This is a genomic window from Pelomonas parva, assembly GCF_043555835.1.
Taxonomy (GTDB): Bacteria; Pseudomonadota; Gammaproteobacteria; order Burkholderiales; family Burkholderiaceae_C; genus Pelomonas; species Pelomonas parva.
The window spans coordinates 1-13,467 of sequence record NZ_JBIGHV010000018.1 but is presented as its reverse complement, the minus strand read 5'-3'; the positions used below and the strand labels follow the sequence as shown (position 1 = coordinate 13,467).

Here is a 13,467-nt window from a genome sequence, read left to right as displayed (position 1 = left end):
CCAACGATGAAGACCGTCAATTGGTTTTAAACTGGTCTACGGCCGCCGCAGCGGGTAAACGACTGGCGCTGCGGAGGGCCTGCCGGCTCTCGGATGAACAAGAATACCAGTGAGAAACCAACGCTACCTCCACGACGTGTTCATCCTTCAACCCGCCGCCAGCCCTGCCCTGGCCGACCTGCTGGCCCGCATCGGCCGCGTCGCGCGCCGCCATCCGGCGCTTGCCGACCGGCAACTGGAGCGGCTCAGCGCCCAGGCCTTCGCGGCGGGCGACACCGCTGTCGGCGTGGATGGCCTCTACGCCCGCTTCGCGCTGCTGGAGCCGCGCGGCCGGGCGCTGGAGCTGCTGCCGGCGCTGGAGCAGGCCGGCGCGCTGGCGGCGGCGGGCCACTTCCCGGTGCAGGCGGCGCGCGTCTGCGAGGCGCTGGGGCGCATTGCCTACCAGCAGGGCGAGTACCAGCTCGCCAGCGAGCAGTGGTCGCGCGCGCTGGACCTGGCGGAGGTCAGCGGCCACCTGCAGACCGGCGTGGCCGCGCGCATCGGCCTGGGGCAGATCCACTACGCTGAAGGCGACTGGGCGCGCGGCCTGCGCCAGATGCGCGATGCCGGTGAGCACCTGGCCCAGCTCGGCAGCCACGGCGACGACAGCTACCTGGCCGCCAAGCTGGCGCTGAACATCGGCGTCGGCAGCTTCGAGACCGGCGACCTGCCGGCGGCGGAGCGCCATTTCAGCCACGGCCTGGCGGCGGCGCGGCGGGGTGCGCACCGCGTCTTCGAGGCAGAAGCTCACTGGCACTTGGCCCGCGCCGCGCTGGCCCGCCAGCGCATGGACTGGGCCGTCGCCGATTGCCGGCTGGCGCTGGACATCGCCGCCCGCCACGGCTACCCCTGGCTGGAGGCGGCTGCCAGCCGCACCTGGACGGAGATTGCGCTGGCCCGAGGCGACAACGCCGGCGCCGTGCGCTCCACGCGCCACGGCCTGGCGCTGGCCCAGCGCATCCAGGCCCGCGCCCAGGCCCGGCAGGCGCACCTGAAGCTGGCCGAGCTGCTGCAGGCCGAAGGCGACGCCGCCGGCGCGCTGGACCACCTGTGGCAACACCTGGCCCTGCAGTCCGAGATCGAGCGCCTGAGCCTGCCGGCGCGTGCGACGCTGGCTGCGCCGCCGGCCGACGACGCTGCCGTGCCGGTCACGCCCGAGGAGTTGCTGCTGCAGCTGTTCGGCCAGCGCCAGCGCCTGGCCGCCGCGACGCCACACGAGGCACTGGCCGAATTGAAGGCCGCGAGCCTGCGCATCATGGGACTAGCAAGCGCCATCCGCCTACCGCTGGGCAACGGCGGCTTGAGCCCCACCGAGCAGCCGCGCTACATCGACCTGCTGACCCGGCACGGGGCGCCGCTGGCACTGCCGGACGCGGCGCTGCACCCCTGCCATGCCGAGCTGGCCGGCCTGCCCGGCGCGGCCGAAGCCCGCATCGAAGTGCCGCTGTACGACGGCACGCAACTGGCCGGCGCGCTGTGGCTGGTGGATGCGCGGGCGACGCGGGCGTGGACGCGGCACGAGCTGCTGATCGCGAGCCAGTTGGCGCTGCTGTTTGAAGCGCAAGGCGCCTAAAGCCCGCGCATGGCGCCTTCCCGGCGCGGCGCGTCCCTCACCAGCTCGCTGATCAGCCGCGTCTCCGGCATCTGTGCCCAGTAGCGCACCGGCATCTCCTTCTTCATCATGGCCAACTTCAGCCGCGCCGGGTTGAAGATGCTGCGGTAGTAGGTCAGCCACAGCGCCTCGCCGGCGTCCTCGGGTGGGGCGTCTTCACGCTGCGCGGGGCCGGCGCCGGTGAGTCGGTAGCCGTCCCAGTGCAGGCAGCCCAGCGGCGTCAGGATGGCCCAGGGATGCTGGGCGAAGCGGCGCACGAAGAAGGGCGCGGCGGCACGCAGGATGTGGTGGGTGGGCTCGAACCAGGCGACATGGCGGCGGCCCCCGGCGGCCTGCTCGTCGGCCACCTCGCGAAAGCGCACGAAGGCGTGCATCTTGTGGATCTCGCGGTCGACCTGGCGGGCCAGGGACTGCAGGCGGCGGCGGTCCGCGTCGAGCATGTCGGCCCACAAGCCGGGCTCGCGCTGCAGGCGGCGCGCGAAGGCGAGCAGGCGGGCGTAGCGGCTGTCGTCGGCATGCATGGCGACGCGGCGGCCGAGGTCGCCCCAGCCGTCGGGGGGCGACCAGGCCTGCGCGGTCGATTCGGCCGGCGCACCAAAGAGCGCGGCCTGGGCGCCGACGTCTTGTGTCCAGTCGGCGTCGCCGGCCAGCAGCGCCGGCAGTTGCGCGGCAAAGCCGGGCCAGTCGGCAGGGTGGCGCAGCGGCAGCTTCATCAGAACAACGCGGCCTGTTGAGGCTGCGCCGCAGGCCGCGCCAGCAACTGCACGTCGGCTGCACGGGGCCGGTGGTCCACAGCGACCAGGAAGGGCAAAGCGCGCTTGACGGCCGGCCCCAGCGCCAGCAGGTCGGCGCGCCGCAGCCGGCGGCTCTGGCGAGCGGCCAGCAGCTTGTCGACCGAGCCCACGCCCAGTCCCGGCACGCGCAGCAGCTCCTCGCGCGGCGCGCGGTCCACGTCGAGGGGGAAGCTGGCCGGGTGGGCCAGTGCCCAGGCCAGTTTGGGGTCATGGTGCAGCGACAGGAAGCCGGCCTCGGTGACGATCTCGTCGGCACCAAAGCCGTAGAAGCGCATCAGCCAGTCGGCTTGATACAGACGGTGCTCGCGCATCAGCGGCGCGGCCTGCGGCGGCAGCTGGCTGCTGGCGTGGGGGATGGGGCTGTAGGCCGAGTAGTAGACACGCCGCAGGCCCTGGCCGGTGTAGAGCCGGCTGGAGAGCTTCAGCACGGCGATGTCGTCGGACGCATCGGCGCCGACGATAAGCTGGGTGGTCTGGCCGGCCGGCGCGAACGAGGGCGGCTTCACGGCGTTCGCTGCAGCACCCGGCAGGGCGCGCACGGCCTGCGCCTCGCGCTTGGCCTCCTTCGCGGCCTGTAGCCGCAGGTGGATGCGCGACATCGTGCGGACGATGCCGTCGGCGCTCTTCTCCGGCGCCAGCGCCTTGAGGCTCTCCGCGCTCGGCAGCTCGACGTTGATCGACAGCCGGTCCGCATACCGGCCCGCACGCTCCACCAACTCGGGTGACGCGTCGGGAATCGTCTTCAGGTGGATGTAGCCCTTGAAGTGCTCGTCCTCGCGCAGCCGCCGCGCGACCTCGATGACCTGCTCCATCGTGTAGTCGGGCGTGCGGATGATGCCGCTGGACAGGAACAGCCCTTCGATGACGTTGCGGCGGTAGAAGGACAGCGTCAGCTGCACCACCTCGTCGATGGCGAAGCGGGCGCGCTTCACGTCGCTGGAGTGACGGTTGATGCAGTACAGGCAGTCGTACACGCACCAGTTCGTCAGCAGGATCTTCAGCAGCGACACGCAGCGCCCGTCCGGCGTGTAGGCGTGGCAGATGCCGTTGCTGGTCGAGCCCAGGCTCTTGCCGTCGCGCGAGTCGCGCTTCTCGGTGCCGCAGCTGGCGCAGGAGGCGTCGTATTTGGCGGCGTCCGCCAGGATGGCGAGCTTGTTCTGAACATCCATGGCGATGACTGTATATAAATACAGTCATCGCGTGGGGCGCTCTTACATCAAACCACTGGCGGGTCGGTCTCTCGTTCGAAGTGGCGGTGCTTGCCCATGGCCAGGATGAAGGCCGCCGCGCCCGCCGCTGCGTCGTCGGAGACCACGATGCCGGGGTCCGGCTCGCCCGAGGCCATGGCCGTGCCGACGCCGGCCGCCTGCAGCAGCTGCAGGCCAGTGCCCAGCGCCAGGATGGACTTGCAGTGGCGGTATTGGTCGCGGATGAACTCGTAGGTGTGACCTTCGCGCCGCAGCGCATTCACGGCCGCCTCGCCGTCGGGCAGCACCAGCGCGTCGAACAGGAAGCCCGGCTCGTTCTCCAGCGACACGTCGGCCTGCAGCTCAACGCCGTCGGCCGTGTGCACCGGCCCGATGCGCGGTGCGGCGATGCGCGGCACGGCGCCCTGTGCGAACAGCGCGGCATGCACGGCCAGCAGCGACTCGCCATTGGCGCCATCAGCCGCCAGCAGCACGACCTTGCGGCCGGCGATGGAGCCGTCACCGGGGCGCGCCAGCAGCGACAGCGCGGGCGAGACCTTCACCTCGGGCCGGGGCGCGCGGTTGATGGCCAGCGGCATCGCCTCGGGCAGCGGCATGTTGAGCCCCAGCGCCACCTTCTCGGCCAGGGCCTTGGACGCATTGCGCAGCGACGCGAGCATGCGCTCGCGGATGGCCGGCACTGTGACCTTGCTCAGCTCGAAGCGGAAGGCCGCGGCGATGTGGGCCTGCTCGACCGGCGACTGGCTGTCGTAGAACAACCGGGCCTGGTTGTAGTGCTCGGCGAACAGCTCGGGCTTGGCGCGCACCTTGGCCTGGTCCTCCCGCCCCTTCAGCCGTGCGGCGACCGACGTGAAGCCCTGCTCCGCTGCGCCGGCCTGGAAGGGGCAGCCGCCGCCCAGCGAGTTGGGCTCGTAGGACACGCGGCCGCGGTGGATGGCTTGGCGGTGCATGCCGTCGCGCTGGTTGTTGTGTACCGGCGCGAGCGGCGAGTTGATCGGGATCTCGTGGAAGTTGGGGCCGCCCAGGCGGGAGATCTGCGTGTCGACGTAGGAGTGGATGCGGCCGGCCAGCAGCGGGTCGTTGGAGAAGTCCAGGCCCGGGATGATGTTGGCCGTGCAGAAGGCGACCTGCTCGGTCTCGGCAAAGAAGTTGTCGGGGTTGCGGTTGAGCACCATGCGGCCGACAGGGCGAACCGGGACCAGTTCCTCGGGCACGAGCTTGGTCGCGTCGAGGATGTCGAAGCTGAACTTCGCCGCCTCGTCCTCGGTGAACACCTGGATGCCCAGCTCCCACTCGGGGAAGGCGCCGCCCTCGATGCGCTCCCACAGGTCGCGGCGGTGGTAGTCGGGGTCGGCGCCGGAGATCTTGACCGCCTCGTCCCAGGTCAGCGAATGCGTGCCGAACTTCGGGTTCCAGTGGAACTTGACGAACACCGACTCGCCGCTCGCGTTGACGAGCCGGTAGCTGTGCACGCCGAAGCCCTGCATCGTCGCGTAGGAGCGCGGGATGGCGCGGTCGCTCATGGCCCACATCAGCATGTGGGTGGACTCGGGCATCAGCGAGACGAAGTCCCAGAAGGTGTCGTGCGCGCTGCCGGCCTGCGGCATGCCGTTGTGCGGCTCGGGCTTGACGGCGTGCACGAGGTCGGGGAACTTCATCGCGTCCTGGATGAAGAACACCGGCATGTTGTTGCCCACCAGGTCCCAGTTGCCCTCTTCGGTGTAGAACTTGACGGCAAAGCCGCGCACGTCGCGCGCGGTGTCCTTGCTGCCGCGCTCGCCGGCCACGGTCGAGAAGCGCACGAACACCGGCGTGCGCTTGCCGGCTTCCTTGAACGGCGCCGCCACGGTCAGTTCGTCCAGCGGGCCGTAGGCCTCGAAGAAGCCGTGCGCCGCCGAGCCGCGCGCGTGCACGATGCGCTCGGGGATGCGCTCATGGTCGAAGTGGGTCAGCTTGTCGCGGAGGATGAAGTCCTCCAGCAGCACCGGCCCGCGCGTGCCGGCCTTGAGCGAGTTCTGGTTGTCGGCAATGCGCACGCCCTGATTGGTCGTCAGCGCCTGGCCGCCGGAGTCCACGCGAACGCGGTCCAGCGACGCTATTGCCGCGTTGACACCCTCGGCAGCCTGCGTGCCAACCTTGGCGTTGGTCCCGGCTTCGGACAGCGTGCTGCCGGTGACCAGCCGCGATGGGGGCGTGACCGTCTGGCCCGGCTGCGGTGCGACCCCATTGGCGGCGCCGTGCTCGCCGGCCTTGTTGGCGTTGAACGGCATGCCGGCCACAGTGGCCTGAACATCTTCTGCGCGGCGTGCGGCCGCGTCTGCGTCCGGTGCGGGCGCTGGGTTGGACGACGCGCTGTCGGTATTGCGCGCCGCAGCCTTGGTGAGGTTAGAAGTCTTGGCGGACTTCTTTGCCGGCGGGGTCGTGGGAGTCTTGGCCATGGATCGTCCTGTGCGGGTTGAAAGGGGAAGCAACCCGCATGAGGGGCATTCAGCGTGCCCATGGCCGGCCAAGGCGCCCGACACCTGTTTGACCGAAAGCGCCCGTGTTCATCGGCATTTCATGCAAATCGCGCAAGGTGCGGCGTGCCCGCCGCCACCCCCGACCTCGCGCCCACCATCGCCCTGCCGCAGCGCGTCTGCCTGCCACGCGGCTTCGGCCTCGTCATCGGTGCGCAGTTCATGTCCGCGCTGGCGGACAACGCGCTCCTCATCGTCGCCATCGCGCTGCTGCAACAGCAAGGCTTTGCGCTGTGGTGGGCGCCGCTGCTGAAGTTCGGCTTCACCCTGGCCTATGTCGTGTTCGCGCCCTGGGTGGGCCCGCTGGCCGACGCCTTCGCCAAGGGCCGCGTGATGGCGGCAATGAACGTCGTGAAGATGCTGGGCCTGGCGCTGCTGGCGCTGGGGCTGCACCCGGTCGCCGCGCTGGCCATCGTGGGCCTGGGCGCCGCCGCGTATGCGCCGGCCAAGTACGGACTCATCACCGAGATGGCCGCGCCAGAGGCGCTGGTGAAGGCGAACGGCTGGATAGAGATCAGCGTTGTCTCCGCCGCACTGCTGGGCGCGGTGCTGGGCGGCGCGCTGGTCAGCCCGCTGTGGCTGGGCTCGGGGCTCGCCGCCCTTGGCGACAGCTTGGACCTGCCGGCCGACAAGCTGACGGGGTCCCTCACGGCGCTGCTGTTGATCTACGCGGTGAGCAGCGGGCTGAACGCCGGCATCGCCGACAGCGGCCGCCGCCAGCGCAGCGTGGCGCATGACCCGCTGACGCTGCTGCGGGAGTTCCGTGCCGCCAACCGGCTGCTGTGGCGGGACCGCGAAGGCGGGCTGTCACTCGCGGCGACGACGCTGTTCTGGGGCGTCGGCGCGACCTTGCAGTTCGCGGTACTGAGGTGGGCGGGCGAGGCCCTGGCGTTGCCGCTGAGCGAGGCGGCGTATCTGCAGGCGGCGGTGGCGGTCGGCGTCATCGTCGGCGCGGGGGCGGCGGGGCGGTGGCTGGCGCTGCACCAGGCGCGGCACGGGCTATGGGCGGGCGTGGCGCTGGGGCTGCTGATGCCGGTCGTTGCGCAGGTGGATGACCTCGCGCTGGCCGCCGCCATGCTCGCGCTCGTCGGCGGCGTGGGCGGGGCGATGGTCGTGCCGCTGAACGCGCTGCTGCAACATCGTGGCGCCACGCTGCTGAGCGCGGGAAGGTCGATTGCGGTGCAGGGGTTCAATGAGAACCTGAGTGTGTTGTTGATGCTGGCCGCGTATGCGGGGTGTGAGGCGGCGGGGGTGGCGATTGAGGTGACGCTCAGTGGCCTTGGCCTGCTGGTCGCCACGGCGATCGCCGAGCTGATGTGGCTGGATGCCCGCCGGCGCCGCCACTCACGCCCATAGCAACACGCGCGTCGATACTTGGCCGCCATGACCAAACGTCGCAATGAACAGCCGCATGTCGAGTTCATGCAGTCCTTCACCAGCGAACTCAAGCGGGATGTGAAGGAGAGCCTGCGCGTCTGGCAGACCCTGAGCCGAGAACAGGCAGTTGGCCGGCAAGCGGCCTACGCGCACATCGTCTTTCTGCTCAAGCGGACAGCCGACGCCCACGGCATCGCGCTCGCGGACTTGGGTCTCGTGGACTACGAGGTGCCGAAGATTCAGGATCTGGAATAGGCGTCAGATCACGGGCTGCAGGCCCGACAAGCCGAACGCCGGCTCGGCACGTGCAATCGCCCCTTCCAGCACGGTTTCGAACCGCGCCGTGATGTCGCCCCAATCCAGCCGCCGCGCCGTGGCCCGTGCGCCCTCGGCCACTGCACGACGTGCAGCCGGGTCCGCAGCCGCCGTGCGCGCCGCCGCGACGAAGTCGGCCTCGCGGCCCGGCCCCGCGAGCCAGCCGTTCACGCCGCTGCGGATCAACTCGCCCGCCGCCGCGCTCTCGAACGCGACGACGGCGCAGCCGCTGGCCATCGCCTCGGTCGTCACATTGCCGAAGGTCTCGGTCAAGCTCGCGAACAGAAACATATCCAGCCCCGCGTAGTGCGCCGCGAGGTCATCGCCGCTGCGCTGGCCCGCAAACACCGCATCGGGCACACGCGCCGCCAGCTCAGCGCGCATCGGCCCATCGCCGACGAACACCAGCCGTGCTCGCGGCTGCACGACCTTGACCGACTCATAGGCGGCCAGCACGACGCCGAGGTTCTTCTCCGGCGCCAGGCGGCCGACATAGCCCATGACGAGGTCGGTCGGCTCCGCGCCCCAGCTCTCGCGCATCGCGGCGTTGCGGCGTGCGGGGTCGAAGCGTTGCGCATCCACGCCACGGCCCACCACGCTCAAGCGCTCGAAGCCGCGTTCGACCAGTTGCACGCGGATCGCCTCGGTCGGCACCATGGTCGCGTCGCAGCGGTTATGGAACTTGCGCAGATAGCCCATGATGGGCTTGGACAGCAGGCCCAGGCGGTAGTGCCTGCCGTAGGCATGAAAGTTGGTGCGGTAATCCGACGTGACCGGCAGTGCCAGGTGTTGCGCGGCCTGCAGGGCGGACCAGCCCAGCGGGCCCTCGGTGGCGATGTGCACGACGTCCGGCCGCTTCAATGACCACAGCTTCACCAGCGCCCGCTTGCTGGGCACGCCCATGCGCAGGTTGGGGTAGAGCGGCACCGGCAGGCCCTTGGTGAGCACCTCGTCCACCATGGGGTTGCCGCTCGACGGTGGCGTCAGCTTGGCAGGCTGGCGCGGGCGGATGAGCTGCACGTCGTGGTTGCGGCGGTTCAGGCCATCGACGACGCGGGCCATGGACATGGCGACGCCGTTGACCTCGGGCGGGTAGGTCTCCGTCACCACCGCGAGCCGGCGCGAGTGGCGCGGCGCAGGGAGGTCGTCGACCAGGATGTCGTCGGCGTCGTGGGTGTTCATGGCGCGCATGGTCAGCTCGTCGTGCAACAACAAGATGACAACGAGACCGTCACGCCGATTTCACGCAAGCACCCCACCATCCGCCCCGCATCCACCCCAACATGAGGACGGGACACGTGAACGAGTTCTTCCAAACCCTGAAGACCCAGCGCTGGGACGACCACCGCTACTACCACCACAGCCGCATCAATCAGAGCCTGCACCTGATCAGCGCGCTGAGCTTCCTGGTGTCGTATGCGCTTCTGTTCGTGAACCCGGCGTGGTCGGCGCTGCTGGCCTGGTGCGTGTCGATGACGACGCGGCAAGCGGGCCATTTCTTCTTCGAGCCGCGCGGCTACGACCACGTCAACAAGGCAACCGACGAGTACAAGGAAGAGATCAAGATTGGCTACAACATCCGCCGCAAGATCGTGCTGATGGCAGTGTGGGTGGCGTTGCCGGCCGTGCTGTGGCTGGCACCGTCGCTGGGCGGCATGATCGAGCCGGCGGTGGGCATGCAGGGCTTCATCGAAGACGTGGGCATGGCCTGGCTCTGTCTGGGCGTGACGGGCCTGGTGTTCCGCGTCGTGCAGCTGTGGATCACGCAGAACCTGATGCAGGGCCTGGCCTGGGGCTTCAAGATCATCACGGACCCGTTCCATGACGTGATGCTGTACTGGCGGTCGCCGTTCTACCTGCTGCGCGGCCAGCTCATCGACCCGATGGAGCACGTGGGCCAACAGGCGCACTGAGCCGATGGACGAAGCCTTCACCCTCTCAGCGCTGGCACTGGGCCTGCTCGCGCTGCTGCCGGCGACCAAGCGGCGCATCGAGCTGTCGCGCGCCAAACATCGGTCGCTGGCCGGCCACTCGCGCATGGCCAAGCGGCTGGCGCGCTGGGTGCCGGGCTATGCCTATGACGAAGTGCAGTTCTTCGTCGCCGACGGCGCGCCGGCCGACGTGGCCGTGCGGCGCAAGGCGGCGCTGCAGCGGCTGGGCGCGGAGTTCGACACGCGCTTTGCAAAGACGCTGGCCGCGACTGAAGCCGCGCGCGAGACCATCTCCGACCTGCGCTTCACCGGCCGCTACCGCGTGCCCTTCCAGTTCAGCCCGGTGCTGCGCGAGCACCTGAAGGTCGGCGCCTTCCTGCAGCACAGCGACGGCGTGCAGGTGGAGGACCTGGACGGCAACCGGCTCTACGACTTGACCGGCTCCTACGGCGTCAACGTGCTCGGCTACGACGCCTACAAGGAATGCATCTCCGAAGCCGTCGCCACGGCGCAGAAGCTGGGGCCGGTGCTGGGCGCTTATCACCCGTGCGTGCTCGACGTGCTCACGCGCCTGAAGGCCATCTCCGGCCAGGACGAGGTGAGCTTCCACATGTCCGGCACCGAGGCCGTCATGCAGGCCGTGCGGTTGGCGCGTTATCACACGAAGAAGAAGCGCCTGGTGCGCTTTGCCGGCGCGTATCACGGTTGGTGGGAGGACGTGCAGCCCGGCCCCGGCAACCCGCTGCCGCCACGCGAGACCTTCACGCTGCAGGACATGGCCGAGCGCTCGCTGAAGGTCCTGGCCACGCGGCGAGACATAGCCTGCGTGCTGGTCAATCCGCTGCAGGCGCTGCATCCGAACGTGAGTGCGCCAGGCGACTCTTCGCTGATCGACGGCAGCCGCCGCGCAAGCTACGACCGCGAGGCCTACACCGCCTGGCTGAAGAAGCTGCGCGAGGTCTGCACGGCGCGCGGCATCGTGCTGATCTTCGACGAGGTCTTCGTGGGCTTCCGTCTCGCACCCGGCGGCGCGCAGCAGTACTTCGGCGTCAAGGCTGACCTCGTCACCTATGGCAAGACGCTGGGCGGCGGGCTGCCGGTGGGCGTGGTCTGCGGCAGCCGCGCGCTGATGACGCGCTACCGCGAGGATCGGCCGGCCGACATCTGCTTTGCGCGCGGCACCTTCAACGCGCATCCCTATGTGGTCGCGGCGATGGCGTCGTTTCTCAAGCGCATCGAGCGGCCCGAGGTGGCGACGTTGTACGACGGCCTCGACGAACGCTGGAACGCGCGCTGCGCCCAGTTCAATGCTCGGCTGCAGGCCGTTGGCGCGCCGGTGCGCATGGCCAACCTGTCGACGATCTGGACGGTCATGTACGACCAACCGGGCCGCTACCACTGGATGTTGCAGTTCTACCTGCGCAAGCACGGCCTGGCGCTGAGCTGGGTGGGCACGGGGCGGCTGATCTTCAGCCTGAACTATGGCGACGCCGAGTTCGCCGAGGTGATGGACCGCTTCATCGCCGCATGCGACGAGATGCGTGCCGACGGCTGGTGGTGGACTGCGCCGGAACTCACGGCCAAGGCCATCCGCCGCAGCGTGTTCCGCGAAATGCTGGGCCAGAAGTTCTGATGATGAAGAACCAGGATGCATCGCCCGCACTGACCGGCGAGATCAATGACCACGCCGAGCCGCGCCCCGGCTGGTTCAAGCGGCTGGTGGCGCAGGAGGACTTGAACTTCCTGCTGACCAACCGCGTGCCGCGCATCGCCCTGACGAAACTGATGGGTCGCTTCTCGCGCATCGAGAGCCCGCTGCTGACGAAGCTGACGATTGCCGTATGGCAGTGGTTCATCCCGCTGGACTTGAGCGAAGCGAAGCACCCGCAGTTCCGCTCGCTGAAGGACTGCTTCACCCGCGAGCTAAAGCCCGGCTCGCGCGTGTTGGACGCCCGGCCCGAGATCTTCGCCAGCCCCAGCGATGCCATCGTCGGCGCGACCGGCGTGGTGCGGCAGGGCCAGGTCTACCAGGCCAAGGGCTTCCCGTACTCGACCGAGGAGCTGTTCGGCCCGACGCAGGACGCCAGCGCCTTCGAGGGTGGCCGCTTCGTCACCCTGCGGCTGACCTCGGCGATGTATCACCGCTTCCACGCGCCGGCCGACGGCACGGTGGAGCATGTGACTTACCTCAGCGGCGACACCTGGAATGTGAACCCGGTGGCGCTCAAGCGCGTGGAGCGCCTGTTCTGCCGCAACGAGCGCGCCGTGGTGCGCATGACGCTGGCCAGCGGCCATCCAATTGCACTCGTGCCTGTCGCGGCCATCCTGGTTGCCAGCATCCGCCTGCACTTCCTGGACGTGCTGCTGCACCTCGGGCGCCAAGGCGCCAATGAGATGCCTTGCAATGCGCCGCACGTGAAGGGTCAGGAGATGGGCTGGTTCGAGCATGGCTCGACCATCATCGTCTTCGTGCCGACCGGCTTCGAACTGGCCGAGGGCATTGCCACCGGCGTGCAGATACGCGCCGGTCAGGCGCTGCTCAAATTGAGCTGACCGTCTCCGCAGCCTTGGCTGCGGCAACGGGCACAGGCACCGGCAGCGCAACCGGCACCACCGACTTCGGCGCCGGCAACATGCCCGGCAGCGTGGCCTGGTCACCCCGGTCGATGATCTCCAGTCGGCCGTCGAAGTGCTCGACCAGCGCCGTCAGGCTCTCCACCCAGTCACCATCGTTGCAGTAGAGGATGCCGTCAATCTCGCGGATCTCGGCATGGTGGATGTGGCCGCAGACCACGCCATGCGCGCCACGCTTCTTGGCCTCCCGCGCCACGGCGTTCTCGAACTCATTGATGTAGCTGACCGCGCGCTTGACCTTGTGCTTCAGGTAGCGCGACAGGCTCCAGTACGGCAGCCCGCACTTTGCGCGCACGCGGTTGAACCAGCGGTTGACCTTGAGCGTGAACTCGTAGGCCAGGTCGCCCATGATGGCCAGCCAGCGCGCGCACTGGATGACACCGTCGTAGAGGTCGCCATGCGTGACCCACAGCCGCTTGCCGTCGGCCGTCACGTGCATGGCCTCTTCCATCACGTCGACGCCGCCGAAGTTGTGCGTCAGGTATTTGCGCGCGAACTCGTCATGGTTGCCCGGGATGAAAATGACCCGCGTGCCCTTGCGCGCCTTGCGCAGCAGCTTCTGCACGACGTCGTTGTGCGCCTGCGGCCAGTACCAGCTGCGGCGCAGCTGCCAGCCGTCGATGATGTCGCCGACGAGGTAGAGGGTTTCGCACTCGACATCGCGCAGGAAGTCGAGCAAGGCCCGGGCCTGGCAGCCGGGCGTGCCCAGGTGCAGGTCAGAGATCCAGATGGTGCGCACCGACAGCGTGGGCGTGTCGGCGGCAGCGGAGTCTTGCGGCGTCGGCATGGCCTGCATGCTGCCGGCCCGTCATGACGCGCACGTGAAGGTGCAGTGCGTATTCCACCCCAGCTCGGAAACCGGCCCAAGGCGGGCGGCGTTCCGTCTTATTTGCCGAAGCCACCAATTCGCCGCAAAAAGCGAAACCCCCACCAGGATAACCTGATGGGGGTTGGCTTTAATAACTAGCCTGACGATGACCTACTTTCACACGGGAATCCGCACTATCATCGGCGCTGACTCGTTTCACTGTCCTGTTCGGG

11 protein-coding genes are annotated in these 13,467 nt (G+C 69.0%); 6 read left to right on the top strand and 5 right to left on the bottom strand.

The annotated features are described in order from the left end of the window. The first annotated feature begins 136 nt into the window (after positions 1–136). Positions 137–1,612 carry a GAF domain-containing protein gene (locus ACG00Y_RS28500; RefSeq protein ID WP_394485010.1) on the top strand — a complete coding sequence of 492 codons (1,476 nt, stop codon included), beginning with the start codon at positions 137–139 and terminating at the stop codon, positions 1,610–1,612. Here the strand turns inward: ACG00Y_RS28500 and ACG00Y_RS28495 are convergent. Genes ACG00Y_RS28495 through ACG00Y_RS28485 form a run of 3 tightly spaced genes read right to left on the bottom strand, consistent with a single transcriptional unit; the run spans position 1,609 to position 6,091 of the window. After that, complete coding sequence (locus tag ACG00Y_RS28495; protein WP_394485008.1) at positions 1,609–2,364, bottom strand: TIGR03915 family putative DNA repair protein; 756 nt, start codon at positions 2,362–2,364, stop codon at positions 1,609–1,611. The genes ACG00Y_RS28500 and ACG00Y_RS28495 overlap by 4 nt on opposite strands. Beyond that, the gene (locus ACG00Y_RS28490) at positions 2,364–3,614 is read right to left on the bottom strand and encodes a putative DNA modification/repair radical SAM protein (RefSeq protein ID WP_394485006.1); all 1,251 of its coding nucleotides are present in this window, start codon (positions 3,612–3,614) and stop codon (positions 2,364–2,366) included. The genes ACG00Y_RS28495 and ACG00Y_RS28490 overlap by 1 nt, the downstream gene beginning before the upstream one ends. A 47-nt stretch (positions 3,615–3,661) precedes the next feature. Next, positions 3,662–6,091 (bottom strand): catalase, encoded by a 2,430-nt coding sequence (locus ACG00Y_RS28485; RefSeq protein WP_394485004.1) that lies wholly within the window; start codon positions 6,089–6,091, stop codon positions 3,662–3,664. Positions 6,092–6,235: 144 nt separating this feature from the next. Between ACG00Y_RS28485 and lplT the strand changes: the two genes are divergently transcribed. After that, the gene (gene lplT / locus ACG00Y_RS28480) at positions 6,236–7,525 is read left to right on the top strand and encodes a lysophospholipid transporter LplT (protein WP_394485002.1); all 1,290 of its coding nucleotides are present in this window, start codon (positions 6,236–6,238) and stop codon (positions 7,523–7,525) included. Between the two features lie 27 nt (positions 7,526–7,552). Beyond that, the gene (locus ACG00Y_RS28475) at positions 7,553–7,801 is read left to right on the top strand and encodes a hypothetical protein (protein WP_394485000.1); all 249 of its coding nucleotides are present in this window, start codon (positions 7,553–7,555) and stop codon (positions 7,799–7,801) included. A 3-nt stretch (positions 7,802–7,804) separates the two neighbouring features. Here the strand turns inward: ACG00Y_RS28475 and ACG00Y_RS28470 are convergent, their stop codons facing one another. Continuing rightward, the gene (locus tag ACG00Y_RS28470) at positions 7,805–9,043 is read right to left on the bottom strand and encodes a glycosyltransferase family 4 protein (RefSeq protein ID WP_394484998.1); all 1,239 of its coding nucleotides are present in this window, start codon (positions 9,041–9,043) and stop codon (positions 7,805–7,807) included. A gap of 101 nt (positions 9,044–9,144) precedes the next feature. On the opposite strand from ACG00Y_RS28470, the gene ACG00Y_RS28465 reads away from it, so the two are divergent. The 3 genes from ACG00Y_RS28465 to asd are packed head-to-tail and all read left to right on the top strand — an operon-like array spanning position 9,145 to position 12,345. After that, entirely contained in the window at positions 9,145–9,774 is a 630-nt protein-coding gene (locus ACG00Y_RS28465) for an Mpo1-like protein (RefSeq protein WP_394484996.1), read from the top strand. Between the two features lie 4 nt (positions 9,775–9,778). Further along, positions 9,779–11,425 carry an aminotransferase class III-fold pyridoxal phosphate-dependent enzyme gene (locus ACG00Y_RS28460; RefSeq protein WP_394484994.1) on the top strand — a complete coding sequence of 549 codons (1,647 nt, stop codon included), beginning with the start codon at positions 9,779–9,781 and terminating at the stop codon, positions 11,423–11,425. Beyond that, on the top strand, positions 11,425–12,345 hold the full coding sequence (gene asd, locus ACG00Y_RS28455; RefSeq protein ID WP_394484992.1) for an archaetidylserine decarboxylase: 921 nt from the start codon (positions 11,425–11,427) through the stop codon (positions 12,343–12,345). Before ACG00Y_RS28460 ends, asd begins: the two co-directional genes overlap by 1 nt. On the opposite strand, the gene ACG00Y_RS28450 is transcribed toward asd, so the two are convergent. Next, positions 12,332–13,222, bottom strand: a complete 891-nt coding sequence (locus ACG00Y_RS28450) for a UDP-2,3-diacylglucosamine diphosphatase (RefSeq protein ID WP_394484990.1) — start codon at positions 13,220–13,222, stop codon at positions 12,332–12,334. The two genes, asd and ACG00Y_RS28450, sit on opposite strands and share 14 nt — an antisense overlap. Between the last annotated feature and the right edge of the window lie 245 nt (positions 13,223–13,467).

Excerpts from the sequence above, each read along its gene's own strand:
- ACG00Y_RS28460 (WP_394484994.1), top strand. The coding sequence starts at position 9,779 with ATGGACGAAGCCTTCACCCTCTCAGCGCTGGCACTGGGCCTGCTCGCG.
- asd (WP_394484992.1), top strand. The coding sequence starts at position 11,425 with ATGATGAAGAACCAGGATGCATCGCCCGCACTGACCGGCGAGATCAAT.
- ACG00Y_RS28470 (WP_394484998.1), bottom strand. The coding sequence starts at position 9,043 with ATGAACACCCACGACGCCGACGACATCCTGGTCGACGACCTCCCTGCG.
- ACG00Y_RS28495 (WP_394485008.1), bottom strand. The coding sequence starts at position 2,364 with ATGAAGCTGCCGCTGCGCCACCCTGCCGACTGGCCCGGCTTTGCCGCG.
- ACG00Y_RS28490 (WP_394485006.1), bottom strand. The coding sequence starts at position 3,614 with ATGGATGTTCAGAACAAGCTCGCCATCCTGGCGGACGCCGCCAAATAC.
- ACG00Y_RS28465 (WP_394484996.1), top strand. The coding sequence starts at position 9,145 with ATGAGGACGGGACACGTGAACGAGTTCTTCCAAACCCTGAAGACCCAG.
- ACG00Y_RS28485 (WP_394485004.1), bottom strand. The coding sequence starts at position 6,091 with ATGGCCAAGACTCCCACGACCCCGCCGGCAAAGAAGTCCGCCAAGACT.
- ACG00Y_RS28475 (WP_394485000.1), top strand. The coding sequence starts at position 7,553 with ATGACCAAACGTCGCAATGAACAGCCGCATGTCGAGTTCATGCAGTCC.
- ACG00Y_RS28450 (WP_394484990.1), bottom strand. The coding sequence starts at position 13,222 with ATGCAGGCCATGCCGACGCCGCAAGACTCCGCTGCCGCCGACACGCCC.